This is a genomic window from Elusimicrobiota bacterium (assembly GCA_016182905.1).
Classification (GTDB): domain Bacteria; phylum Elusimicrobiota; class Elusimicrobia; order UBA1565; family UBA9628; genus GWA2-66-18.
In genome coordinates this window covers 1-24,159 of the sequence record JACPFR010000051.1, presented here as the reverse complement: position 1 = coordinate 24,159, position 24,159 = coordinate 1, and the positions used below count along the sequence as shown (strand labels likewise).

Genomic DNA, 24,159 nt, shown 5'->3' with positions numbered 1-24,159 from the left:
GCCCGGGCGCCGCTACTCCTCGTATTCCTTCCTCCCCGCTTCCTTGATCTTCGCCAGGACCGCGTCCCGGTAGCGCCGCTTGGCCGATTCCTTCCCGGTCTGGCTCTCGTAGCTGATCGTGTACACGGCGCGGTCCTCCTCCGGATGGAGGTTGGCCAGCCCGCCGAGGACGGCGCCGATGCCGCACTCGACGGCGTGGTCGGGGATGCGGGCCCAGGCCCCGGCCTCCTCGGCCAGCCGCGCCATCTCGCCGTCGAACGCGACGACGCCGTGGCGGCGCGCGTCCTTGAGCCACTCCACGGTCGCGAACAGGGGCGACGGCAGCGCGGCGAACAGGGCGGGCCTGCGCTTGCGGCCGGAGAGCGCGTTCTCGAAGGGGACGGCGCGGCCGCTGAACATCATGAACTGCGTGGGGACGATGAGGTCGTAGGCGTCGAGCTTCGCGTCGACCTGCGCGGCCGGCCCGGCGTAGTAGACCCGGCGCGCGCCGCGGCGGACCAGCGGCGTCAGGGAGGCGGCCAGGATCTCCCCGAAGTTGGTGCGGCGGGCCACGACCGTCGCGGTGATCGTCGGCCCGGTCTTGTAGTAGGCCAGGCGCCAGTAGTCGTTCTCGTAGGTCCCGAGGACGTTCTCCTTCCACAGCGGCTCGAAGAGGTAGTCGTAGCCGGCGATGACGGTGTCCGCGGCGTACGGCACCGTCGCGAGCAGGGATCTCATCGCGCGCACGCCGGGCAGGACGTAATTGCAGTCCGGGCACGTCAAGGTTCGGACCGTCGGGCCTTCTTCTTTCGCCCGGTCCGTGAGGATGGCCCACTGCGCGCGGGTGTGGAGGAACAGGTCCTGGCCGTAGAAGTCGGAATAGACGAGGCGCGGCCGCAGGCCGGGCTCGGGCGCCAGCACCCACGCCGCCTTGCCGTAGCTGACGTAGGGCGAGCGGAGGCGGTAGATGCGGCGGTAGCCGAGCTTCTTGTAGTGCTGCAGCAGGTCGCCGAAGGAGCCCAGGTAGAAGTCGAGGTTCCACTTGCGGCGGCGCAGGAAGGGCCCGGTCGTGCCGAAGCGCCGCTCGGCGTAGGCGACGGGCTCGTCCATGGCCGGCGTGCCCTTGAGGGACGCGCTCGCGTCGGCGCCGATCCCGTCCTCCTCGAGGAACCGCATCACCGGGCCCGGCGGCGGCGGCCAGGGCAGCCGCACCATCGGCTTGCCCGGAAGGAGGTCGTGATAGCGCCGGATCTCGGCGACGAGCCTGTCGGCCTCGCCGATCGCCGTCGGGTCGACCTTGAGGATCTGCTCCCGGTAGTCCTCGAGGATGTCCGAGTCGGCCGTCAGCCCCGCGGCGACGTTGCGGGCGAACACGTCGACCTTCTCGGCGAGCATGACCTGCATCGCGCCGAGCTCGAGCCACTCGGCCTGGCGCACGAGCTCCTCCTTCAGCAGCACGACGCTCTGCTTCTGGATCGTCAGGACGAGCAGCGCGACCTCGGGGTCGTACGACGCCCCCGGCGGCTTCGCCGCCCGGGCGTTCGCCGCGAGGAGGAGCGCTGCCGCCAGCGCCTTAAACGAGGGTCGCAATCTCGACGGGCTTCTCTCCGACGGAGGAAGCGACGGCCGCGTGCGTGACCTTGCCGCGGTAGACGTTGACGCCCTTGCGCAGGGCCTCGTCGCGGCGCACCGCCTCCTCGAGCCCGAACCGGGCGATGTCGCGCGCGTACTTGAGGGTGACGTTGGTCAGCGCGTACGTCGAGGTGTGGCTGACCGCTCCGGGGATGTTGGGCACGGCGTAGTGCAGGACGCCGTGCTTGACGATCACGGGCTTGTCGTGGCTGGTGACCTCCGCGGTCTCGACGCAGCCGCCCTGGTCGACGGCGACGTCGACGATGACCGAGCCGGGCTTCATCTTCTTGACCATCTCCTCGGTGACGAGCGAAGGGGCCTTCGCGCCGGGGATCAGCACGGCCCCGATCAGCAGGTCGGAGCGGACGACGGAGTTGTAGATGTTCTCGTCGTGGCTCATCAAGGTGGACACGGAGTTGCCGAACACGTCGTCGAGGTAGGCGAGGCGCTGGGCGGAGACGTCGAGTATGTTCACGCGCGCGCCCATGCCGATGGCGATCTTCGCCGCGTTGATGCCCACGACGCCGCCGCCGATGATGGTGACGATGCCGCGCGCGACGCCGGGGACGCCGCCGAGGAGCACGCCGCGCCCGCCGTGGTGCTTCTCGAGGAACTGCGCGCCGAGCTGGACCGACATCTTGCCGGCGACCTCGCTCATCGGCGTCAGCAGCGGGAGGCTGCCGTCCTTGAGCTGGATCGTCTCGTAGGCGACGCCCTTGATCTTGGCCTTGATCAGGGCCTTCGTGAGCGCCGGGGCCGGGGCCAGGTGGAGGTAGGTGTAGAGGATCTGGTCGGGGCGGAACATCCCGTACTCCTCCTCGAGCGGCTCCTTGACCTTGATGATCATCTCCGCGTCCGCGAAGAGGCGCTTCTTGTCGACGATGGCCGCTCCGGCGCTCTTGTACTCGTCGTCGGTGATGCCGGAGCCGATGCCGGCGCTCTTCTCGATGAGGACCTTGTGTCCGTCCTTGACGAGGGCGCGCACGCCGCCGGGGACGAGGCCGACGCGGTGCTCGCGGTTCTTGATTTCCTTGGGCACTCCGATGATCATGGTCTTTCTCCTGTAAAGTCGCGCGTCTTCATGGAAGTCCGAAAAACGAGGCGAGCTCCTCCGGGGAGGACAGCCCGCGCGGGAAGCCGCTGACGCGCTTGACGACCGCGCCCGCGCGGTCGGTCACGATGAACAAGGGGACGCCGCGGGCCGTCACGGCCCCGCCCGGGTCGAGCAGGGCGTCCGAGCCGAAGAGGGCGGCCATCTCCTTGATCGGCTCGAGGTCGTCGAGGCCGACGACGACGCGGCTGCCGACGCCCGCCTTGTCGAGGTAGCGGCGCAGGCGGACGATGTCGGGGGTCACCTGATGACAGATGCCGCACCACGGGGCGACGACGACGGTCAAGCAGCGCTCCGTGACGCAGGACGCGAGCGAGGGACCGAGCGGGCCGCCCAACGTGGGCAGGCGCACGTCCGGGAGCTTGGACGCGGTCTCCGAGCCGCCGCAGGCGGCCAATAGGAGCGCGGCGGCCGCGACGAAGGCGTAGGCTCTCATCCCCCGGATTCTAGCAAAGGGAAAGGACGGAAAATGAACACGCCAATGCTAGAATCCCTGCATGAGCTCCCCCTCGAAGACCCAGCTGACGGTCCGCGCCTGCGCGGCCGGGATGCTGCTGGGAGGCCTGATGAGCCTCTCCAACCTCTACGTCGCGCTCAAGACCGGCTGGAGCATCGGCGTCTCGATCACGGCCGGCATACTCGCCTACGCGATCTTCACCATCCTCCTGAAGCTGAAGTTCGTCCGCACCGCCTTCGGCATGCTCGAGAACAACGCGATGCAGTCGGTGGCCAGCGCCGCGGGCTACATGACGGGCGGCGGCACGGTCGCCGCCATCCCCGCGCTGATGATGATCACCGGCCAGCCGATGGCCGGCTGGCCGATGTTCTTCTGGATATCCTCGATCGCGATGCTCGGCGTGGTCATGGCCATCCCGATGAAGATGCAGATGATCAACGTCGAGCAGCTCCGCTTCCCCACCGGCATCGCGGCCGCCGAGACCCTGAAGGCCCTCCACGGCGAGGAGGGCAGCGAGGGCGCCGCCAAGGCCAAGCTCCTCGGCTGGGGCGCCGCCGCGGGCGCCGTCGTCGCGTTCGCGCGCGACGCCAAGGCGCCCTGGATGCCCTGGAACCTGCCGGAGAAGATCAAGGTCCCCTTCGCGACCTTGGCCGGCCGCCCCCTGGCCGACTACACCCTCTCCTTCGAGGGCAGCCTCATCATGCTGGGCGCCGGCGCGATCATGGGCTTCCGCGCGGCTTGGAGCATGCTCCTCGGCGCTTTCATCAACTTCGGCATCATCGCGCCGATGCTGTACACGCGCGGGATCATCGACCCCAAGCTCGGCTACAAGAACATCGTGGCCTGGAGCGTGTGGTTCGGCTCGGCGATGATCCTGACCAGCGGCCTGCTCGCCTTCGCCTTCGAGTGGCGCACGGTGGCCCGCGCCTTCAAGAGCGTGACCGGGGCGTTCGACGCCGCCGACGGCGAGGCCGCCAAGGAGGTCCCCATGCTCTGGTTCTTCGCCGGGCTCGTCCTCCTGACCCCCGTCGTCGTCTTCCTCGAGTGGTTCCTCTTCGGCATCAAGATCTGGATGGGCCTGCTCTCGGTCGTGATGAGCTTCTTCATCGCCATCGTCGCCTGCCGGGCCACGGGCGAGACCGACACGACGCCCACGGGCGCGCTGGGCAAGATCACGCAGATCACTTTCGGCGCCCTCGACCCGGGCAACATGACCACCAACCTGATGACGGCCAACGTGACCGGCGGCGTCGGCCTGCACGCCGCCGACCTGCTCACCGACCTCAAGAGCGGCTACCTGCTCGGCGCGGACCCGCGCCAGCAGTTCTGGGCGCAGTTCTTCGGCGTCGTGGCCGGCTCGGTCTTCGTCGTGCCGGCCTACCGCCTGCTCATCCCGACGGCGGACCTCCTCGGCACCGACAAGTGGCCCGCGCCCGGAGCGCAGACCTGGAAGGGTGTGGCCGTCCTCCTGGCGCAAGGCTTCAACACCCTGCATCCGACCGCGCAGTACGCGCTGGCCGCCGGCGCGGTCCTCGGCATCCTCCTCGTCCTCGTCGAGAAGGCCTTCCCGAAGCACCGCGGGATGATCCCCTCTCCGACGGGCCTGGGGCTGGCGTTCACGACCCCGGCCTTCAACACCATCTCCATGTTCCTCGGCGCGCTCATCGCCCTGACCATGGAGCGCAAGCGGCCCGTGCTCGCGGAGAAGACCATCGTGCCGGTCAGCTCCGGGTTCATCGCGGGCGAGAGCCTCATCGGCGTCCTGATCGCGGCGCTCGTCGTCCTGGGGTTCCTCTCTTAGATGTCGGAACAGCTCAACGACTTCGCGCGGCTTCTCACCGAACTTGTTTAAGCTGACCCTCGCCGTTTCCCTCGCGTTCCTCCCGACGTTCGCGCCGGCGGCGGGCGAGCCCCGCTCCGGCGAGGTCGAGCTGACGGCCGCCCAGTACCACGCGGGCCTGAAGACCCTGCGCGGCTACCTCGAGAAGCGCGACCTCGAGCCCGAGGCGGCCGAGCGCTTCATAGCCGTCATGGCGACGGCGCTCCCCTCCTCCGGAGGGCAGCGCGTGCCCGTGACTCAGGACGTGTTCTCCTCGTTCCTCCGCTACCAGGCGGCCTGGGCGCGCAAGACGCGCGACGCGAAGAACCCGAAGGTGACCCCCGTGCAGCTCGCGGCCGAGGCCGCGCGGGCCGTGCGTCTCAAGGAGGAGTTCCGGCTCAAGGCGGCCGCCGACTCCCCCGTCTTCTACCGCGTATTCCAGGCCGCGGTCCGCGAGGTGCGCAAGGCGCCTCGCCGCGCCGGCAAGGCTTACACGGGCAGCTCGACGGTATTCTTCGCCGACCAGGTGGACCCCTCCTACACTCACGTCGACGCCGGCGACGTCGCGCTCGAGAACGGCGACGCGGCCGCGGCGATAGAGGAGGCCGGCAAGGCCCTGACCCTCAACCCCGGCAACGCCGACGCCCTCGTGCTGCGCGCGGGCGCGGAGTACGAGAGCGGCGACGTCGAGTCCGCCGTCAAGGACGCGCAGAGCGCCCTGGTCCTCGACCCGGAGAACCGGCAGGCGAAGGCGATCCTGAGCCTGACGGGCATGGACGCGGGCCGGACCGCTTTGGCGAAGGCCGCCGCGGGCGGCGCCGGCCTCGACGGCGAGGACCTGCGCGAGGGACGCCCCTCCCTGGGCGGGACCACGGGCGAGGCGCCGGGATCCGCAAACGCGGCCGGTGCTCCTTCCGCGACGCCGGCCGTCGGCGCTTTGCTCTCCCGGGACCTCACCGCGCGCGCGGTCGGTGCGGCGAAGGCGGACGCGCGCTCCTCGATCGACGAGCTCGACCAGGCGCTCCGCCTCGATCCGCGCAACGCCTCGGCGCGGGGCTGGCGCACGGCGATCCTCAACCGGATCGGCGACTATTCCTCCGCCCTGGCCTCGGCGCAGTCGACCTTGGACGCCAGCCCCGAGGACGCGCCCGCCTACTTCCACAAGGCCTACGCTCTGGCCGGCGCGGGCGATAAGGCCGGCGCGCTCGACGCGGTCGGCCGTGCGGCGGCCCTCGACCGGGCCTACCAGCCGATCCGGGAGAAGGCCCTGCAGCTCCCTGGCCCCGAGGACATGGCTTTGGCCTTCGGCGACTGGGCGGAGAACCACCCGCAGGCGCTCCCCCCGTCGCGGCGCTCGCGGTATCCTCTTCCGCTGCTGGCGCTCGGCGCCGTCGGCGGCCTGCTGGCGCTCGCCGGCGTGGCGCAGCTGTTCCGCAAGGGCCGCTGAGCGCCGGGAAGAAAGCGAGAGGAAGGGGTTATACCCTTGAATTAAAGACGGTTTAACGGCATAATAATGGCATGGTAATGCCATTATTATGCCCCTGAACTTCACTCCGAAGTACACGATCACCAACAACCTGGCTGGGGCTCTTTCGAAGCTCGAGGGTGCCAAAGAGCGGATCAACGGCCTTCCCATCACCCCCTCCGTTCTCGCCAGCCTCCGGGAAACCGCTCGCCTTTTCTCGACCCATTACTCCACGATGATCGAGGGCAATCGTCTTACCGAGAAAGACGTGCAGCTAGTCATCGTCGAGAATCAGCACTTCCCTGGTCGGACGCGTGATGAAAAGGAAGTCAAAGGCTACTACCGAGCCCTTGCCGGAATTGAAGACCTGGCAAGACGCGAGGCTCGGATCACCGAGGATCATATCCGCAGCATTCACGGTCAAGTCATGGGTTCGGGAGAAAAGAGGCGCGCCGCGACGCCTTACAGGGACGGCCAGAACGTCATCAAGGACAGCTTGAGCGGACGGATCGTCTATATGCCGCCGGAAGCCAAGGACGTGCCCCCCCTCATGAAAGAACTCGTTGAGTGGCTGTCGCGCAGCGCCGACGTCGTCCCGTGCCCCTTGCGCGCGGCGATCGCGCATTACCAGTTCGCGACCATCCACCCCTACTATGACGGCAACGGCCGAACGGCTCGGCTTCTGACCAACCTGGTCCTGCACTTGGGCGGCTATGGGCTGAAGGGCATCTACTCGCTTGAAGAGTACTATGCGCGAGATCTCCAGGCCTATTATGCCGCCATCGCGGCAGGCCCTTCACACAACTATTATCAGGGACGGGCGGAAGCGGACATCACGGCCTGGCTGGAATATTTCGTCGCCGGCATGGGTGAGGCGTTTGCTAAGGTCGAGGGGCAGGCGAAGGCGGCGGAAACGCGCTGGGAGACCGACAAATCTCCCGTACTCCGCAAACTCGATCCTCGGCAGAGGAGGGCTCTCGCCTTGTTCGCCCGGCAACAGGCCATTACAAGCCGCGACATATCGATGCTCTTCTCGTTCGCACCCCGGACCGCGCGCCTGCTTCTCCAAAAATGGACCGAGCAGGGATTCCTCGCGATAGCCGATCCGTCCAAGAAGGCCCGCAAGTATAAGCTGGCGCCGGAATTCGAAAAGCTGTTCTAACCGCGCGCGGGCGAATCCTCGACGGGAAAAAGAGCCGCGGCGGTCGAACGGACCCGCCGCGGCTGCGCTGCATCTCAGAGTTGCTCGGGAGTTGGCTGCGAAACAACGGCCACGCTTGGACGCCGCGAAAGCGCAATCCCAGCTTCTTGATGTTGTCCCGGTCGGCTTTCTCCAGCTCCTCGCGGTCCGCGAACTGGGCCATCAGGCAGTTCTGCGCCGCGAAGGACTCGTCTTCCGGGATTTCGTCGTTCTTCAGGCGTTGATAGATGTTGAAGCCTTCGGCTCCCCGGTAGACCGCGAGCGCCAGGAAAGTCCCCATCTCGCCCAACACGCAGCCGTACCCCAGTTGCCCGGAAGCCGGGTCCTGGACGCCGAAAAACGATTCTTCACAGAGGATGTTCCAGGGCTTTATGGACTCGTAGCGCATGGCTTCCGCATACAGGTCCTTCCAAACATCCAATGATACGGCGGGAATTTTAGCCATGATCTTGTGTCTCTCTTACGGGTCACGCGCTTCAACCGTTCCCTCTGAGCGTTTCGGGAGCCCTCTTTTTGAACTATGCGGAATTTCCTAACAGTTGTAGCCCGGGCGAGCTCTAGCGTATAAGTCTTTAAAATGCATTTCTTTTTTGTCAATGAGACGGAATGGGACGGGATTAGACATGATTGGACAGAATTGGACATGAATAGCCAGAATCGGGCGGAATCGTCATTTCAAATGCCATCGCGCCCCCTGGCCGTGGCCCCGGGAATCGACTAAACCGAGTTTCCTGAGCAAATCCAAATCGACCCGAAGATTTCGAAGGGAAACCCCATCACTCATGCGGGAATAAATGGCCGACAATCGCATGGATTCCTCCGCCAGCAATGAGAGAACCATTCTCTGCCGGGCGGTCAAATCATGGCCGACCTTTTGGGGCGGCAGATAGCGGCTCGGCCGGAAACGGACGACGACGGCTCCCGGGATCGTCTCGATCTCCGGGCGGGGCAGTCCGGCGCGCTCGGCCAGTTCTGCCATCTTCAGCGTGCCGCGGCCCCAAGTCTCGATGATGCCGCGCCGGAAGAGAACGTCGGCGATGAGCGGGTTCCACGGCAACGACTCGTGCGGTTGGTAGAGGTCCGCGGCCTTCAGGCCGAAATGCAGTTCGCCGGAAGAACTGATCTCCAGGCGATCATCGAAGATCGCCACTCCCACCGAGCCGCCGCCGATCGAGTAGTCGCGGTGGCAGAAGGCGTTGGCCAGGGCCTCGCGCAAGGCCAGCGGCGGATAAAGCGGATCGTCTTCTCTTTCAAATAGATTCGGAACGACGCGTCCGGCCACGGGAATATGGTCGCGGATGAAGCGTTCTGCTCGCAGTAATAGCTCAAAGACGTTGCCGTTGAACTTCCGGTTGTCCAGGAACTCGGTCTTGTCCGTGCCGCGGAAGCGCGCCAGCCGCAGTTGGCATTGCGGATAGTCCAATGCCAGGCGCTGCTCGCGTCCGAAGAGCATGACGGCGGCGCGAAAGAGAGCCCCGTCCTTGGCCAGCTTCAGACCGCGCAGGATATGCTGCGGATCGCGCGTACCCGGGTCCTCCGCGCGGCCGCGGCGGATGGCCTCTTCCAAAGTGCGGACGATCTCGGTCTCATCGAGATCCTTGACCGTCCAGCCTTCGGCCGCCTGGTTCTCCCAGCGAGAGACGCCGTGAAGCTGTTCCAGGAGCAGACGGTTGTACTCGTCTCTATCCAGTTCCTGATTCGAGGCGCCGACTCGGCGATAGGCCTTGCCGCGGTAGGTGTAAGGGCGGCGCGCGCCCTTCTCGGCGGCCACGACGATGGCCTCGTTGCCGTTGCCCGCCGGAATCCTCTCGATGGACGGGAGCGCCGGGGATCGATCTGTCGAAGTTCCTGGCTGACATCCTCGACCGTCTTGTCCGTGACGTTTTGGCCGACGACGCGGCCTTTCGGATCGACGCCGAAGATCACGCGTCCGCCCTTGTGATTGAGCATGGCGCAGACCGTCTTCGCGGCCTCGCTGCGCTGGCCGGTGGTCAGCTTGAACTCCTGGGTCTCGGATTCGCCCTTGGCGGCCCAGGCGGAAAGTTGGTCGAGGGTCATCGCGGTCCTTTGAGCCTGCTCAGAGCCTTGTTCGTCTCCTTTAAATCAAAAGCCTCGGGGTCGAACTCCCCGCCGATCCATTCGAGCATTTCCTCATGACTCTCATGCTTCGGATCGCGGATGGCCTTCAGAAAGTCCTCGTAGCCGTAGACGCCGCCGCAGTCCTCGGGCGGACAGGCCCAGGCTCCGGCCAAACAGATGGCCGCGCCCTTGAGCGGCGGGGCTGCCGGGTCGATCTTCTCGACGAAAATCTCATGCAGCCAGGTGTCGCCCATGTCGTACTCCCAGACGAAACGCTTCTTCGCCTTGGGTGCGACATCGCAGAGACGAACTTCCCACTGATCCTCGACGTGTTCCAGCTCCGGATGGGTCTCGCCGTAGTCCGTCTTGCCGAGATGGAACAGGTGCATGTGTCCGCCGTCCCAACCCATCGCTTGCAAAAGGACGCCATGCAGATGCCCCAGGCTGATCCCCCCTGAGACCGCGATTCTTCGCCAAATGGGTGGATTCGTTCCCAGGAGCGTCACCCTGAGCTGATACGTTGTCGTCTTTGCCCTGTCCAACTCCTTCTTGACGTCGGGCACCCTCCCGCTGTTCATGAGCCTCCCGGTTTGCACCATCTCGTCCTCCCTGGCGTCGATGGGATTATAACTTTCTCATGCGGGTCGATCGCGAGGGCGTTTTGCAGGCTCAAAAAAAGGAGAGGCCCCCGGGGGTTAACGGTTCGTCAACCTGCGGGGGCCCCTTTCAACGCCGTCGAAAAATTCTCCGCGAGTCGGACGCTCCTCAAAACGACGACGGCTTATTTGATGAGTTCTTCTTCAGGCGACACAACGGGCCAAGAGGCGCTAAGCGGATGCGAATCCTAGCGTGACAGCGCTACCGCGTCGGCAGACGCTGGAAAACGCTCGGATCGCTGTCCGCGACCTGGAGCAGGCGTTCCGCCGCGCCGGAAGGCTCTTTGCGCCCTTGTTCCCAGGCGCGGATGGTGGAGGCCGTGACGTTGAGGACGGCGGCGAAGGCAGGCTGGCTCATGTGGAAGCGATCCTTGCGCAGGGTCGCGATCTTGGTCTTGCCCCAATGGGGAGCCGCTTTCGGGAGCTCGAGAGCGGTCGCGCGAAGCTTCTTCGCGCCGCGCGCGTGCTCAACGGCGTCCTGAAGACCCGCGATCAGCTCCTGGCCCATCTTGGTCTTCTTCATCTTGCTCCTCCTTTCAACCGTGCGGCGAGTCCCCTCAGGATCGCCTTCTCATCGGCAGAGATGTCGGTCCGTTCGCCTTTATCGTACAGATACAGCAAATACGTCGTCTCATGCGCCGGCAAATCCAGATAGATGACGCGGAATCCTCCCCGCTTTCCCTTTCCTCGGCCCGCATCGCCTACGCGAATCTTCTGGAGCCCTCCGGTCCCCTGGATGAACTCCCCGGACTCAAGCCTTTCAAGAAGTTCGTCTTGGATCCTGCGAAGCGCCTCGGGTCCTTCTTTGTCGACGCGTTTGCTGAACGGCGGGGCTTCGACAAAGAGGCGTCTCATGCTACTCGGTAGTATATGCGACTTAGTAGTATATGTCAAGAGGGCGGGTCGGGACAAAAAAGATGAGGCCCTTCCGCGAAAGGGCCTCATTTTGACGAGCGTCTGAAATCTGCTCCGGGTCTAGGACTCGAACCTAGAACCTTGCCGTTAACAGCGGCCTGCTCCACCATTGAGCTAACCCGGATCGAGGGACAGTATAGCAAAGCTCTCCGCGCGTTTGCATTCGGCTTTACCGTCAATTAACCGTCATGGGCTTGACGCGGAGCCGCTATCCTTATATCCTCCCCCCGTATGGCAGATACGATCGACCTCCCGACCTTGCTCGCGGACGTGGTCTCTCGCGGAGGCTCCGACCTCCACCTGATCCACGGCATCCCCCCGATCGCGCGCATCGCCGGGGAGATCGGCGCCCTTCCGTATCCGGCGATGAGCTCCGAGTCGATCCTGAAGATCCTCGATCCCTACCTGCAGGACTTCCACCGCGACACCTTCAAGCGCGAGCTGCGCGTCAACTTCTCGCACACGATCACGGAGACCGGCCGCTTCCGCTTCAACCTGTACATGGCGACGGGCACGGCGGGCGCGACGATCCGCGTGATCCCGACGAAGACCTATCCCCTCTCCTCGCTGGGCCTGCCCCCCATCGTCGGCAACCTCGCGCACAAGAAGTCCGGCATCATCTTCGTCACCGGCTCGACCGGCTCCGGCAAGAGCACGACGATGGCCGCGATGCTCGAGTGGATCAACCAGACCGGCAAGCCCGGCAAGGTCATCACGATCGAGGACCCGATCGAGAGCCTGTTCAAGCCCTGCCGCTCGATCTTCGTCCAGCGCGAGGTCGGCGTCGACACCCCGACCTTCGACATCGGCATCCTCGACTCGCTGCGCCAGGACCCCGACATCATCTGCGTCGGCGAGATGCGCGACGCCGAGTCCATCCGCGCGGCCCTGCTCGCCGCCGAGACGGGCCACCTCGTCGTGACCACCCTGCACACGCGCGACGCCTCGAAGACCGCGCAGCGCATCCTGAGCGCGGTCCCGAACGCCGACCAGGACAGCCTGCGCGAGCAGCTGGCGATGACGCTCGAGGCCGTGATCTCCCAGGAGCTCCTCCCCCGCGCCGACGGCAAGGGGCTGGTCCTCGCCTGCGAGATCCTCATCGCGACCTCCGCGGTGCGCCAGCTCATCCGCGAGAACAAGCTCGAGGCCATCAACGACGCGATCCAGGCCGGCTCCCAGGTCGGCATGGTCTCGAAGGACTCGTTCATCAAGAACCTTTATTCGAAGAAGATGATCACCAAGGAGGTCGCCCTCGAGCACATGCGCAACCCCGACCTCCTCAACCGCTGAGGATGGCGTCCGCCAATCCCGCCCGGGCCGTCCCGAGCGATCCCGAGGCCGCGGTCGTGGCGCGGGTGCTGCGCCTCGAGAACTTCTTCCCGGAGTTCAACGGCGAGCTGTGCGCCAAGATCTTCCCGCGCAGCGGCGTCTGCGCCTACGCCCCGGACGACTTCGTCATCGAGCAGGGCGAGAGCGGGCGCGACCTGTTCGTCCTCCTCGCCGGGTCCGTCTCGGTGACGATCAGCATGGGCTCGGCGGGCGCCGAGGTGGCGACGCTCGGGGAGGAGGCGCTGCTGGGCGAGATGGCCCTGCTCCGCGACGGCCTGCGCACGGCGTCGGCGCGGGCGATCGTCCCGACGCGGGCCTTCCGCCTGATGTTCGAGGACATGGGCTACATCCTCCAGAACAACCCCGAGCTGGCCTCCCATCTTCAGGGCCTGGCCAAGGCGAGGGCCTGATGAGGGCCTTCCTGCTCCTGCTGCTCCTCTCGTCCGCCGCGCGCGCCGCGGAGACTCCCTCCGAATGCCCGAAGGGCACGCACCGGACCTTGACGAGCAACCCCTATCAGCCGTTCGAGTGCGTGAAGGAGGACGCGAAGAAGGGCTTCGACGCGGTCTCCGGCCCCAAGGGCTTCAAGGTCCGTCCGAAGTGCCCGCGCGGCACGCGCGCCGCGGTCTCGACCAACGGCCTGCAGCAGTACCGCTGCGTGCGCATGCTCGCCGGCGAGACGGACCCGGACCTCGCGCCGATCACGAACGACGAGGAGGCCCCCGCGCTCGAGGCGGGCCAGGTGGACGAGGATCCCCTGACGCGCGGCTGCCCCCCCGGCAAGCGCAAGGTCCGCACCAGCAACCCCCTCAACCCCTTCCAGTGCGTGGCGCAATCCTCGCGCATCAAGACGATCAGCGAGGACGCGTACCGCCGCTACACCGTGCCCGCGGAGCTGTCCTTCGAGTACCCGCGCATGCTCCAGCCGCGCGACGGGTGGAAGGAGGACGTGCCCACGCTCTCCTTCACCCTCGACGACGGCTCTCCGGGCAAGCCGGTGACGATCACGATCACGAAGGTGGAGCCTTCCCAGCCGACCTTCATCGACATCGAGGCGGCGGCCGCCAAGGACAAGGAGTGGGCGAGCGCGAAGGACGGCGGCCTGGTGCCGGTGGCCGGGGTCAGGGCGCGCGTCACCTTCGTCTCGGGCGAGTCCAAGACCGCCTACATCCCCCTCCCGGCCGACGCCTACTACGCCGTCGTCTACAGCGCCCCGGTCGAGTCCTACGACCTCTATCTCGGGGCGTTCAACCGCCTGCTGAAGACGATGAAGATCACGAGGCGCGGCAAGTGACGCTCGCGGTGCGCGACGAGGGCTCCGTCCGCGTCCTCACCTTGACCCGCCCTCCCGGAAACACGCTCGGCCTGTCCGTGCTCGCGGAGCTGCGCGCCGGGATCGAGGCCGCCGCCGCCGACCCGAAGGTCCGGGCTCTCGTCCTCGCGTCGGGCCTGCCGAAGTACTTCTCGAGCGGCCTCGATCTGGGCGAGATCACGGCCCTGCCCGAGGACCAGCGGCCCCGGGCGTTCGAGTCCCTCCTCGGGTGCTATCGCGCCCTCCTCCTCGCCCCGAAGCCGGTGGTCGGATCCCTGAGCGGGGCCGCCATCCTCGGCGGCTGGATCGTCGCGATGGGCTGCGACTGGCGCGTGATGGCGGAGGAGTCCGGGAAGGCCGCGCTCTCCGAGATCCGCCTCGGCCTGACGCCCACGCCCGCGCTGGCGACGCGCCTGTCCGCGCTGGCCAACGACCAGCGCGTGGTCAAGGAGATGGTCCTGCGCGGCAAGACGCTGCGCGCCGCCGAGGCGCTGGCGGCCGGCCTCGTCGACGAGGTCGTGCCCGAGGCCGAGGTGGCGGAGCGCGCGCTCGCGCTGGCCAAGCGCCTCGCGAAGTCCGCCCCCGCGGCCTTCGCCTCGCTCAAGAAGGGCCTCAACGCTCCGTTCCTCGACGAGGCGCTGTGGAGCCGCTCGCTGGCGGAGTTCGGCGTCCTCATCGGGGGGGCCGAGGCGCGCGAGGGCATGGCGGCGATGCGCGACAAGCGCCGCCCCCGCTGGGAGGACTGATGTACGAGAAGAATCTGCTCGCCGGGAAGATCGCGGTCGTGACGGGCGGCGGCACGGGCATCGGCAAGGCCGTCGCGCTGGCCTTCGCCGAGCACGGCGCCGACGTGGCCCTCGCCGCGCGCGACGGGGAGCGGCTGGAGGCGGCGGCCGCCGAGATATGCAAGGCCACCGGCCGCCGGGCGATCGGCGTCGCGACCGACGTGTCCGACGCCAAGGCCGTCGCGGCGCTGTTCGACAGGGTCGAGGCCGAGCTCGGCCCCGTCTCCATACTGGTCAACGGCGCGGCGGCCAACTTCGTGCGGCCGAGCGAGATGCTGACCTCGGTGCGCTTTCGCAAGGTCGTCGACATCGTCCTGCACGGCAGCTTCAACTGCGCGATCGAGGCCGGCCGGCGCATGCTGCCCCGCGGCGAGGGCGCGATCGTGAGCCTGCTCGCGACGTACGCGTGGACAGGCGCCCCGGGCTTCCTTCCGTCGGCCGCGGCCAAGGCCGGCGTGCAGGCGATGACGAAGACGCTCGGCGTCGAGTGGATCGGCCGCGGCGTGCGCGTCAACGCCGTCTGCCCGGGGCTCATCGACACGGAGCAGTCCCGCGAGCGCCTGTGGCCGGAGCCCTGGATGCGCGAGGCCCTTCTCGAGGGCGTCCCCAACCGGAAGTTCGGGACCGAGGAGGACGTCGCCAACGCCGTGCTCTTCCTGTGCGCGCCGCAGACGACCTACGCGGCCGGCGAGACGCTCGTCATCGACGCGGGGACCGCCGTCGGCGGCCTGCCCTACCTGCGCTTCGTCGAGAAGGCCGGCGTCGTGCGCAGGGCTCGCCCGAAATAGCGAGGGCCCCCCTCGCGGGGAGCCCTCGACTTCTTCGAGACCGCCGTTCTCTTAGGCGTGCTCGTGATGCTTGGAGTTGGTGTCGACGTAGGCCTGCTTCGCGGCCTTGGCGGCGGCGACGATGGCTTCCTTCTTCGCGAGCGACTCGTCCTTCACGGTGTGCAGAAGGTCCGCGCCCTTCTCGCGGCGCTCCTTGAGCCAGTCCGCCAACTGCTCCCGGGTCTCGTTGCCCGAGCGCGGCGCGAACAGCACGCCCAAAGCGGCGCCGACCGCGGCGCCGGTCACGAACAGCAAAGCCCCGCCAAGCCCGTCGTTATCTCTACCCATGGTGTTTCGCCCTCTCAAATTAAGTCTCGGTGCGCCGACTTTTATCGCCGGCTCGCCGAGTATACATCGGGTCCCCCCCGCCGTCAAGTGGGCTTTTTCAGACGGGCGGCTTCGGCGGCGGCGCGGGCTTCCTCGAGGCGCAGGGCCTCGTCCTCGAGGCGGCGCTCCTTGTCGTCCAGCACGCGGGCGCGCTCGGAGAGGGCGCCTTCCAGCGCGCGGCCCCGCGAGGCGTGCGCCTTCTCGAGCTCGACGCGGCGCTCGTCGAGGGCCTTCGCGCGCTCGCGCTCGGCCTCCTCGAGGGCGCGGGCGAGGCCCGCGGCCGCGATCAGCTTCGCCTCCTCGGCCAGCCGCGTGCGCTCGACGTCGCGCATGCGGTCGCGCTCGGCGATCGCGTCGCGCAGCGACGCGGCCTCGAGCTCGACGGCCGACAGCGAGCGGGTCAGCGCGGCGCGGTCGGCCTCGAGGGCGCCGATCCTCGACTGGAGCTCCTTGGCGCGCGAGGCGTCGACGATGCGGGCGCGGTCGTTCTCCGACTGCGCCTGCGCGAGCCGCTCCTGGAGGCCGGCGAGGTCCTGCTGGAGGCCGGCGCGCTCGCGCGCCAGGTCCTCGAAGGCCTTCTCTCGCACCACGCGCAGGGCCTCGTCGTGGGCGAGGCGCAGCTCGGAGAGGCGCGCCTCGTGGGCGGCCTGGCGCTCGCTCTGCTCGCGGTAGTGGCGGGCGAGCGCCTCGGCCTCGCGGCGGTCGCTCTCGGCGCGGTGGTGCTGCTCGCGCGCGAGCGACTCGCCCTCGATGCGGGCGCGCTGCTTCTCCAGGCGCGCGCGCGCCTCCAGGGCCTCGGCCGTGAACGCGCGGCGCTGGTCCTCGAGCGCGGTCTCGTAGCGGCTGACGAACTCCCCCTCGCGCAGGGCCCAGCGGGCGTCGAGGTCCTTCTCCTTGAGCAGGTACTCCTCGCGCAGCGCCTCCTTCCAGGCCTGGTGCTGGTCGGCCAGCGCGCGGGCGGCGCGCTCCGTCTCGGCGACCTTGGCGCGGTAGGACTCGTCGAGGCCGCGCTGGCGCTGGTCGTACTGCGCCGACAGCGAGAACTTCTCCGCCTCGACCGTCTTGCGGTGCTCCTCGAGCAGCTCGCCGCGGCGCAGCTCGTGCTGGGCCTCGAGCGCGGCGACGCGCGACAGGTATTCGTTCTGCCGGGCCTCCTCGCGGCGCTTGGCCTCCTCCTCCAGCGCCCGGGCGCGCTCGGCCAGGATGATCAGCTTCTCCTGGTGGGCCTTCTCGAGCTCGGCGTCCTTGCGCGCGACGAAGTCGTCCTGCGCGCGCACGCGCTCGGCATCCTTGCGCGCGCCTTCCTCGAGCAGGCGCGAGCGGTCGCGGCGCCCCGTCGCCTCGAGCTCCTCGATCTTCGCGGCGACCTGGCGCAGGCGCTCGGCGTGCTCGGCGTCGAGCAGCTTGCTGCGGTCGGCCCAGGCGGCCTGCATCGAGGCGTGCTCCGCGACGAGCTGCTCGTCGAGCTTGACGATCAGGCGCCGCTCCTTCTCGGCCCACGAGGCCAGCAGGCGGCGCTCGTCGGCCGCGTAGTGGGCCTCTGCCTCGGCGCAGCGCTTCTCGTGGTCGTCGTTGAGCTCGCGCGTCCGGCGGGCGAGCAGGGCCTCGACCTCGGCGGCGCGGTCGGCGATCGCGCGGGCGCGCTCCTCGAACTGCTTCTGCACGGCCTCGTCGAGCTTCGCGCGGCTCTCCTTCGTCTTCGCCCAAAGGCCGGTCTCGAGCTCGGACCAGCGGGCCTGGAGCTCGGCCTCGCGCTTCTGATAGCGCGCGACGAGGTCGGCCTCCTTGAGCTGGAACGCCTTGACGAGCTCCTCCTCTCGCGTCTTGACGCCGAGCTCGCGGTCCTGGGCGAGCGCGGCCAAAGCCATCTTGTTCTCGGCGAGCTCGCGCTTGAGGGCGGCGATCTCGCGGTCGTTGTCGGCGATCTCGAGCTCGCGCTGGCGGTTGGCCGCGGTCATCTCGCGGTCCCGCGCGTCGCGCAGCATCTCGAGCTGCTCGGCGTCGAGCTTCACCTTCGCGAGGATGTCCTGCTTCTCGCGCTTGAGGCCGATGATGTCGGCGTCGCGCAGGTCGAGCATGCGGCGCAGCTCGCCCCACGCCTCCTCCTTGCCCTTGATCGCCTTGGACATCGAGACGAGGTCGGCGCGCAGGCGGGCCAAGGTCTCCTCGGTCCGGGCCTGGTCGGCGTCGACGCGCGCGCGCTCCTCGGCGCGGACCTCCATGCGGGCCTCGGTCTTCCAGCGCTGCATCATCTGCTCGCGCTGGCCGGCCTCCCGCTCCCACTTCTGGGCCTGCTCCTGCCACTCGGCCAGGCGCGCGTCCATCTCGGCGATGCGGCTCTCGAGGGCCTTGCGCTTGGACGAATCGTCCTGCACCTGGCCCTTCAGGACGGCGTTCTGGTCCTGGAGGTCGCGGATGGTCGCGAGCGCGCCGCGGATGGCCAGGCGCGCGGCGTCGAGGCTGTTGATCTCGCGCAGGGCGCGGTCATCCCATTGGTTGTCGGGCGGCTCGTCCATGGCCATTGCCCCCCAACTATAGGGAAACCCTGTTACGAGGTTATTGCCTGCGCGGCCGCCCGACGACGGCGTTCCGTTTTGAGTCTGGACGGGAGGACGGGAATCGGCTACAATGGACGGAAGAGGCCCCATTATTCGGGAGGACACGGTGACCACTAAATCCGAACCGCAGAAGCTTGAAGTCGCGACCGTCGCCGACGGCGTCGTGAAGGTCAAGGTCCCCCAGGGCAAGGGCTTCTTCAAGATCGCCATCGAGAAGCGCCACGGCGAGTCGAACTCCCTCTACCTCGAGGTCAACGGCGCCCGCAAGTTCGAGGTCGGCAACGACTGCAACACTTGCCATTTCTGGTTCAAGATGCTGCAGGACCCGCATCTTCCGACGAACAAGAAGATCGCCAACCTCCCCAAGACGATCCAGCTGCCGCGTCCGGTCGACGAGTCCCTCGTCCAGGAGCTGGCCCCCCTCCTCGAGCTGATGGAGAAGGGCGAATACCTGGTCTTCGAGACCTCGGTGAACCTGACCGGCCCGTACGACTCCGACGACGAGGCGTCCTACTTCTTCCAGAGCGAGTTCATGGAGCTCTGGGACATCGAGGACCCGAAGGAGGAGGGCCTGCTGTCCGGCTGGGAGCACTACGAGGGCGGCCGCCCGCGCGTGTTCCGCCACCCCGAGTCCGGCGTCGTGGAGAAGCAGTTCGATTTCGTGATCCCCCTCGTGCCCCGCGCGGCGCTGAAGGAGGAGTACATCAAGATCTATCAGCAGATGATCCAGAACGGCGACCGGCCGCGCGTGCTCATGCTCGGCATGTACCAGCGCGGCATCCCGGAGGCCGTGAAGAAGGGCGCGATCAAGAACCTCCATTCCTTCATGGCCGGCTTCATGCTCGACGGCCACCACAAGGTCGCGGCGTACCGGCGCGCCGGCGTCCCCGCGAAGTTCCTGGTCATCCTCGCCCCCAAGGCGAGCAAGTACCACCTCCTCAAGGACGAGGGCCCCGCCGGGAAGGCTCAGGCCCGCCTCGAGGAGCGCCTGGCCACGCTGAAGCCGTCCTGAGCCGTTAAGAGGAAAGCCTTGACGCGCCGCGGGTCCCGGCTATACTATCGGCGTCCGACGCGCCTCATAGGTCTTAAGGCCTAGATGTGAGTGGGACTGAGTGCCCTGATGATTTAGGCCTTTCAGGGCTACGCTGAAGTCAATGAGGACCCGAAGCCGCCGAGCCCCCCTCCTCGCCGCGTGCGCCCTTGCGCTCGCCGTCCCCTCGTCGGCTCCCGCCGGCGACACCCAGCCCGCCGTGGCCGTCCCCGTCGTCCAGCCGATCCTCCCGCGCATCAGCGGCTCGCTGACCACCCCCGCGGGACGGCAGATGGCCGAGCAGTTGGGCGAGCTCGAGATGACTTTGGTCAAGCACCTGAAGGGCGAGCAGCCGTCCTCGTTCGACGCGCTCGACAAGAAGCGCAAGGAGCTCAAGGCGCGCATCGACGCCGCCCCGCTCGCGCCGGCGGACCGGAAGATCCTCGACGAGCGCCTGGGCCGCACGGCGAGCGTCATCCTCCGCAGCCTGCGCCTCACCGGCGGCGCCGCGGGACTCGACGCCGAGACGTCGAAGGCCGTCGCGAACGCCGGGGCCGCGCCGGACCCCTCGACGGCCAAGGACCCCCTCTTCCACATCGACGCCCTGCTCGGCGACCTCGAGAAGGCCTCCGCGAATCCCGCCAGCGCCGAGGAGATCTTCGAGCGGCTGAACCGCCGCTACGGCGGCGTCTCCGGCCCCTCCGCCTCCGGCGTGCGCGTGGATTTCGGCGCCATCCGCAAGACCCTCGAGGTCACCTACACGCCGGACGGCGCGCCGGGCACGAACGCGGCGAAGGCCCGCGACCTGGCCCGCCCGACGCCCCCGCCGTCGCAGGAGCTCGTGGAGGTGCGCGGGGAGAGGGTCCCCTTCCTCGCCTTGATGGCCGACGCGGGCCAGAGGGCGCTCGCCGAGGTCGGCAAGCGGACCCCCGGCGTCGGAGCCCCGGACTTCGTCGGCGAGCGGGGTGAGATGCTCAAGACGCTCCAGGCTCTCGGCCGCAAGACGGTCTCGGCGATGCTCGGCAACCCCGACGGCTTCACGACCCTCGACGCGCTGGTCGACCACCTCGTCCGGGAGGAGGCGCGCCTGGCGCGCTCGTTCGGCGAGCCGGCCGAGTGGCCGACCGACGAGGACGCTATCTCCCGCCGCTTCGACCGGATCGCCAAGCTCAACCCCGAGCTCGCCGAGTTCTCGGCGGCGCTGTGGACGTACCGCGAGTTCCTCCGCGACGGGCTGCGCGGCGCGCCCGCCGGAACGCCCTTCGCCGCGTGGGAGATCCCCTTCCAGGGCGGCGGCGCGCGCGGCGGCGTGGTCGTGTCGGAGACGCACGGCGGGACCGAGTTCATCGGGCTGCGGGTCCCCCAGCCCGACGGGGCCTCGGTGTTCACGGCCTTCTCCGCGGACGACAAGAGCGCCATCCGCGTCGCGCGCGCGAAGAACGGCGCGAAGGAGATCGTCCGGCAGGACTTCGACGGCGCGCGCAACGTCGTCACGCAGGTCACCGAGAAGTACGGCTCCAACGGGGCCCGCCTCGAGCGGCAGAAGTACGAGCCCGCCCGCCACCGGACCGAGCTGACGACCTACTCGCCGGACGGCAAGGTGCTGCGCCGCGAGACCGGGAACTCCGAGACGGGCGAGGCGGTCATCCAGCAGCTGGGGGGCGCGGGCCCCCGCTTCGAGGCGACGATCACCAAGGACCGCCGCGAGGTCAAGTTCACCGACCAGAACACCGCGCCCTACCGGATGCAGGTGGACCGGGTCAACCCCGACGGCAGCATCGAGCTCGATTTCCGCGTCCTCAAGGACGGGCGCACGCTGAAGCAGGTCACGAAGCACGTCCAGCAGGTGCTCAAGGGGCACGCCGTGGAGAGCTGGGACGTGGCCGTCGGCGACCTGACCTCCCCCGCCCTGCCGGAGAAGCGCAAGGCGCAGGCGCTGGCGCTCTCCAAGGAGATCCTGGCCGCGATCGGCGAGGCCGATCCGACCGGGCGCAAGACGGCGGCGTTCGCCGACTTCCTTAACTTCAACGCCGTCACGGACATGCTGGCCGCGCACGACGACGAGCCCGCGATCCGGCTCTCCATCGCCCCGGGCGCGCGGAAGGTCTTCACCCTCATCCTGCAGAAGGCGAACGGCGAGCGCACCGTGCTGACCGGCTTCTTCGGCGAGAAGACCGCGCAGCCGGGCCAGCCGGCGGGGCCGGCCTACCTCGTCCAGAACGCCGTCGAGTTCGACGCCGCGTGGAACATGCGCAACGCCCACGACCAGGCGTCCCAGCTGCGCGCCTCGCGCGTGGCGCACGAGTACCTGGGAGACGGGACCCGCATCTTCCGCGAGGACGTGCGCACCGAGCTGCGGGACGCCTACCGGGGCGGCGGCTGGAACCCCGCGAACTACGTCGCCAACAAGAACGAGGTGCGGCGGTTCTTCTACCAGCGCCAGACCTTCAGCGCGGGCCGGCCCGATCCGTGGCCGAAGACGGGCGAATGGGAAGGGGCTGCGGACGTCCGCGAGAAGCCGGGCTCGGCTCCGGCGCTCTCCCTCGCGCAGGGCATCGTCAGCCTCCCGGTCCTCAAGCAGACGCTCGAGGCCTCGAACTGGGTCAGCAACATCGCCTACACGGGCATCGTCAACGTCGTCGAGAGCAGCGTCTCCGGAGACCTGGCCCAGCTGAACTCCATCGCCACGCGCTCGCGCAACCCGGCGTGGGCCCGCTCGATGGCCGGCCCGCAGCCCGACGGCGAGAAGGAGCCGGAGAAGTTCGAGGAGTGGGCGAAGAAGATCCTGGCGAAGCTGACCCCGGGCGCGCGGGCGATCCTGAACAAACGGGTGATGGAGCTGCGCCCGGAGCGCCTGGCGGCGATGGGCGTCACCGCGGTCGATTCCCCCCTCTACTACGAGCAGGCGATGAGCATGGCGCCGACGGACATGGAGGCCTACTTCGCGCTCGCCGAGTTCGGCGCCGGCACCTACGGCAAGCAGCTGGCCCGCAACGGTCACGGCTTCCTGGGCGCCATCGCCTCCGGCGGCGAGGCCCTCGGCCAGATGGCGACGAACCCCCTGACCTGGGCCATGCCGTACGCGTTCTCGGCCCTCGGCAAGCTCTCGACCTCGCTCGGCACGAAGGCGGCGGTGGCCGCCGAGGCGGGCGCGACGGGCACGAGCCGCGCGCTGACCCTCGCGAAGTTCGGCGTGAACACCTTCAGGGGCACGGTCGTCGGCAGCATCGGCGTGCCGTTCGTCCTGGACACCGGCCACAACATCCACGAGGCGATCTCCAAGTTCGGCACCCCGGACGGGGCCGACGCGATGGGCAAGGCGATCGTCGACCTCGGCTTCATCTACGGCATGAGCCGTTCGATGGCCAAGGACCTCGCCGGGACCAAGGTCGGCAAGCGCCTCATGGACCGCTTCCGCTCGAAGCCCGAGGCGGCGGCGCCCGAGCCCGTCGTCGCGAAGCCCTCCGCCCCGCTCGTCGAGCCGAACGGCCAGCTGCTCCTGGATTTCGGAGGCGACAGGGCGGTGCGGCCGGCTCAGGCGGTCAAGCCGGCCGGTCCCGTGAGCTCCGCGACCCCGGTGAAGCCCGCGACCCCGGCCGCGCAGGCGGCGCCCGCCGCCGTCGAGGCGGTCGTCGCGAAGGGCCCTCCGCCCGGCAAGATGGCGCGGATGGCGGAGTTCGTGAGCACGAAGTGGCGCGAGTTCCGCCAGCCCAGCGAGGCCTTCGCCGGCAAGGGCGGCCTGGAGCCTCTCAAGGCCGCCGACGTCAAGGTCAACACCCGCGCCGAGGCGAACGGGCCCGCGAGCGCGACGACCCTCGACGCGAAGAGCGCGGAGATCCTGACGCCCGCCGCCGCCAAGCCCGCCGTCCTGGAGGCCGTCGGCCCGAAGACCGTCGCTCCCGAGCCCCTCCTGGCGGAGACCGGCGGCGGCGCCGGCGTCAAGCAGGGGACGGCCAAGACGGCCGCTCCCAAGACCGGCGAGCAGCTCCAGTTCGAGTTCATGAAGGGCAACCCCGAGCCCAAGACGGTGAAGATCGCGCGGGAGCCGCTGCAGCTCAGCCGGGGCCTGGAGTTCGAGGCCCGGAAGGGGAAGGCGTCCCTCGCGGAGCCGCGCTACAAGCAGCTCGAGCTCGACTTCGGGGCGAAGGACGCCGCGCCCGAGGCGAAGGCCCGCGCCGCGAAGAAGGGAGGCCCGAAGCCCGGCGAGCAGCTGGAGTTCGCCTTCATGAAGGAGAAGGTCGACCCCCTGCGGACCGCCAAGCAGCCGGCCGGCGCCGGCCCGATGGAGTTCCGCGCCAAGTCCACGAAGGCCGAGAAGCCCCGCGCCGCGGCGGAAAAGGTCAAGGTCCGGGAGAAGGTGAAGCCCCAAGGGCGCGCGGCCGTCAAGGAAGGCGTCTTCCGCCGCGCCGGGAAATATCTCCTGGCCAGCGGCTACGTCGGCCTGGCGTCCCGGGTCGTCCCGACGCCGCCCCCCTCTTACCCGCGCCGCAAGGAGATCCCCTGGGTGGTGCACAACCAGCCGCCCCAGCAGCCGGCCCAGGGTCCGCCGGCCGGCGAGGACCCCGCCCCGGAGGAGACTCCCACCGAAACTCCCAAGGAGCCTACGACGGACACGGACTCCACCCCCGAGCGCCGCGAGGCTTCCGGCCCGGCCGCTGCGCCCTCGGACGGCCCGGC

The 24,159-nt window shown here is 68.5% G+C and carries 19 protein-coding genes, 1 tRNA gene and 1 pseudogene; 11 read left to right on the top strand and 10 right to left on the bottom strand.

The window, feature by feature from the left end:
• Window positions 1–12 precede the first annotated feature (12 nt).
• Genes HYV14_15305 through HYV14_15295 form a run of 3 tightly spaced genes read right to left on the bottom strand, consistent with a single transcriptional unit; the run spans window position 13 to window position 3,158 of the window.
• Window positions 13–1,569: a hypothetical protein gene (locus tag HYV14_15305; protein ID MBI2387357.1), complete on the bottom strand. Its 1,557-nt coding sequence runs from the start codon at window positions 1,567–1,569 to the stop codon at window positions 13–15.
• The gene (gene ald / locus HYV14_15300; protein ID MBI2387356.1) at window positions 1,553–2,662 is read right to left on the bottom strand and encodes an alanine dehydrogenase; all 1,110 of its coding nucleotides are present in this window, start codon (window positions 2,660–2,662) and stop codon (window positions 1,553–1,555) included. The genes HYV14_15305 and ald overlap by 17 nt, the downstream gene beginning before the upstream one ends.
• A 28-nt stretch (window positions 2,663–2,690) precedes the next feature.
• Window positions 2,691–3,158, bottom strand: a complete 468-nt coding sequence (locus HYV14_15295) for a hypothetical protein (protein MBI2387355.1) — start codon at window positions 3,156–3,158, stop codon at window positions 2,691–2,693.
• Between the two features lie 61 nt (window positions 3,159–3,219).
• On the opposite strand from HYV14_15295, the gene HYV14_15290 reads away from it, so the two are divergent.
• From HYV14_15290 to HYV14_15275, 4 genes are all read left to right on the top strand, one after another.
• Entirely contained in the window at window positions 3,220–4,980 is a 1,761-nt protein-coding gene (locus HYV14_15290) for an OPT/YSL family transporter (protein ID MBI2387354.1), read from the top strand.
• Window positions 4,981–5,023: 43 nt separating this feature from the next.
• Window positions 5,024–6,445 (top strand): tetratricopeptide repeat protein, encoded by a 1,422-nt coding sequence (locus HYV14_15285; protein ID MBI2387353.1) that lies wholly within the window; start codon window positions 5,024–5,026, stop codon window positions 6,443–6,445.
• 88 nt (window positions 6,446–6,533) lie between these two features.
• Entirely contained in the window at window positions 6,534–7,625 is a 1,092-nt protein-coding gene (locus HYV14_15280) for a Fic family protein (GenBank protein MBI2387352.1), read from the top strand.
• Window positions 7,626–7,740: 115 nt separating this feature from the next.
• Window positions 7,741–8,088: a hypothetical protein gene (locus HYV14_15275; GenBank protein MBI2387351.1), complete on the top strand. Its 348-nt coding sequence runs from the start codon at window positions 7,741–7,743 to the stop codon at window positions 8,086–8,088.
• A 246-nt stretch (window positions 8,089–8,334) separates the two neighbouring features.
• Here the strand turns inward: HYV14_15275 and HYV14_15270 are convergent.
• From HYV14_15270 to HYV14_15250, 5 genes and pseudogenes are all read right to left on the bottom strand, one after another.
• Window positions 8,335–9,722: pseudogene (locus HYV14_15270) on the bottom strand (putative DNA binding domain-containing protein).
• The gene (locus HYV14_15265; protein ID MBI2387350.1) at window positions 9,719–10,306 is read right to left on the bottom strand and encodes a plasmid pRiA4b ORF-3 family protein; all 588 of its coding nucleotides are present in this window, start codon (window positions 10,304–10,306) and stop codon (window positions 9,719–9,721) included. The pseudogene HYV14_15270 and the gene HYV14_15265 overlap by 4 nt, the downstream one beginning before the upstream one ends.
• Before the next feature lie 295 nt (window positions 10,307–10,601).
• Entirely contained in the window at window positions 10,602–10,922 is a 321-nt protein-coding gene (locus tag HYV14_15260) for a helix-turn-helix domain-containing protein (protein ID MBI2387349.1), read from the bottom strand.
• Window positions 10,919–11,254, bottom strand: coding sequence for a type II toxin-antitoxin system RelE/ParE family toxin (locus HYV14_15255; protein ID MBI2387348.1), 336 nt, complete (start codon window positions 11,252–11,254; stop codon window positions 10,919–10,921). The genes HYV14_15260 and HYV14_15255 overlap by 4 nt, the downstream gene beginning before the upstream one ends.
• 112 nt (window positions 11,255–11,366) lie before the next feature.
• Window positions 11,367–11,438 (bottom strand) — tRNA-Asn (locus HYV14_15250).
• A gap of 107 nt (window positions 11,439–11,545) precedes the next feature.
• Here HYV14_15250 and HYV14_15245 point away from each other — a divergent pair.
• The 5 genes from HYV14_15245 to HYV14_15225 are packed head-to-tail and all read left to right on the top strand — an operon-like array spanning window position 11,546 to window position 15,528.
• Window positions 11,546–12,604, top strand: a complete 1,059-nt coding sequence (locus tag HYV14_15245; protein ID MBI2387347.1) for a PilT/PilU family type 4a pilus ATPase — start codon at window positions 11,546–11,548, stop codon at window positions 12,602–12,604.
• 2 nt (window positions 12,605–12,606) lie between these two features.
• Window positions 12,607–13,053: a cyclic nucleotide-binding domain-containing protein gene (locus tag HYV14_15240; protein ID MBI2387346.1), complete on the top strand. Its 447-nt coding sequence runs from the start codon at window positions 12,607–12,609 to the stop codon at window positions 13,051–13,053.
• Window positions 13,053–13,937: a hypothetical protein gene (locus HYV14_15235; GenBank protein ID MBI2387345.1), complete on the top strand. Its 885-nt coding sequence runs from the start codon at window positions 13,053–13,055 to the stop codon at window positions 13,935–13,937. The genes HYV14_15240 and HYV14_15235 overlap by 1 nt, the downstream gene beginning before the upstream one ends.
• Window positions 13,934–14,701: an enoyl-CoA hydratase/isomerase family protein gene (locus HYV14_15230; GenBank protein ID MBI2387344.1), complete on the top strand. Its 768-nt coding sequence runs from the start codon at window positions 13,934–13,936 to the stop codon at window positions 14,699–14,701. The genes HYV14_15235 and HYV14_15230 overlap by 4 nt, the downstream gene beginning before the upstream one ends.
• The gene (locus HYV14_15225) at window positions 14,701–15,528 is read left to right on the top strand and encodes an SDR family oxidoreductase (GenBank protein ID MBI2387343.1); all 828 of its coding nucleotides are present in this window, start codon (window positions 14,701–14,703) and stop codon (window positions 15,526–15,528) included. Before HYV14_15230 ends, HYV14_15225 begins: the two co-directional genes overlap by 1 nt.
• A gap of 51 nt (window positions 15,529–15,579) precedes the next feature.
• Here the strand turns inward: HYV14_15225 and HYV14_15220 are convergent, their stop codons facing one another.
• On the bottom strand, window positions 15,580–15,855 hold the full coding sequence (locus HYV14_15220) for a YtxH domain-containing protein (protein ID MBI2387342.1): 276 nt from the start codon (window positions 15,853–15,855) through the stop codon (window positions 15,580–15,582).
• 83 nt (window positions 15,856–15,938) lie between these two features.
• On the bottom strand, window positions 15,939–18,416 hold the full coding sequence (locus HYV14_15215) for a hypothetical protein (protein MBI2387341.1): 2,478 nt from the start codon (window positions 18,414–18,416) through the stop codon (window positions 15,939–15,941).
• A 142-nt stretch (window positions 18,417–18,558) separates the two neighbouring features.
• On the opposite strand from HYV14_15215, the gene HYV14_15210 reads away from it, so the two are divergent.
• Together HYV14_15210 and HYV14_15205 are read left to right on the top strand one after the other, a co-directional pair.
• A complete protein-coding gene (locus tag HYV14_15210) occupies window positions 18,559–19,464 on the top strand; it encodes a hypothetical protein (GenBank protein MBI2387340.1) in 906 nt (301 codons plus the stop codon).
• Window positions 19,465–19,606: 142 nt separating this feature from the next.
• On the top strand, window positions 19,607–24,159 hold a 4,553-nt coding region (locus HYV14_15205), incomplete at its 3' end, for a hypothetical protein (protein ID MBI2387339.1).

Bases quoted from the DNA above. Each gene is read 5' to 3' on its own strand.
- ald (MBI2387356.1), bottom strand. From the start codon at position 2,662: ATGATCATCGGAGTGCCCAAGGAAATCAAGAACCGCGAGCACCGCGTC.
- HYV14_15295 (MBI2387355.1), bottom strand. From the start codon at position 3,158: ATGAGAGCCTACGCCTTCGTCGCGGCCGCCGCGCTCCTATTGGCCGCC.
- HYV14_15290 (MBI2387354.1), top strand. From the start codon at position 3,220: ATGAGCTCCCCCTCGAAGACCCAGCTGACGGTCCGCGCCTGCGCGGCC.
- HYV14_15280 (MBI2387352.1), top strand. From the start codon at position 6,534: ATGCCCCTGAACTTCACTCCGAAGTACACGATCACCAACAACCTGGCT.
- HYV14_15260 (MBI2387349.1), bottom strand. From the start codon at position 10,922: ATGAAGAAGACCAAGATGGGCCAGGAGCTGATCGCGGGTCTTCAGGAC.
- HYV14_15255 (MBI2387348.1), bottom strand. From the start codon at position 11,254: ATGAGACGCCTCTTTGTCGAAGCCCCGCCGTTCAGCAAACGCGTCGAC.
- HYV14_15245 (MBI2387347.1), top strand. From the start codon at position 11,546: ATGGCAGATACGATCGACCTCCCGACCTTGCTCGCGGACGTGGTCTCT.
- HYV14_15240 (MBI2387346.1), top strand. From the start codon at position 12,607: ATGGCGTCCGCCAATCCCGCCCGGGCCGTCCCGAGCGATCCCGAGGCC.
- HYV14_15235 (MBI2387345.1), top strand. From the start codon at position 13,053: ATGAGGGCCTTCCTGCTCCTGCTGCTCCTCTCGTCCGCCGCGCGCGCC.
- HYV14_15225 (MBI2387343.1), top strand. From the start codon at position 14,701: ATGTACGAGAAGAATCTGCTCGCCGGGAAGATCGCGGTCGTGACGGGC.
- HYV14_15220 (MBI2387342.1), bottom strand. From the start codon at position 15,855: ATGGGTAGAGATAACGACGGGCTTGGCGGGGCTTTGCTGTTCGTGACC.
- HYV14_15215 (MBI2387341.1), bottom strand. From the start codon at position 18,416: ATGGCCATGGACGAGCCGCCCGACAACCAATGGGATGACCGCGCCCTG.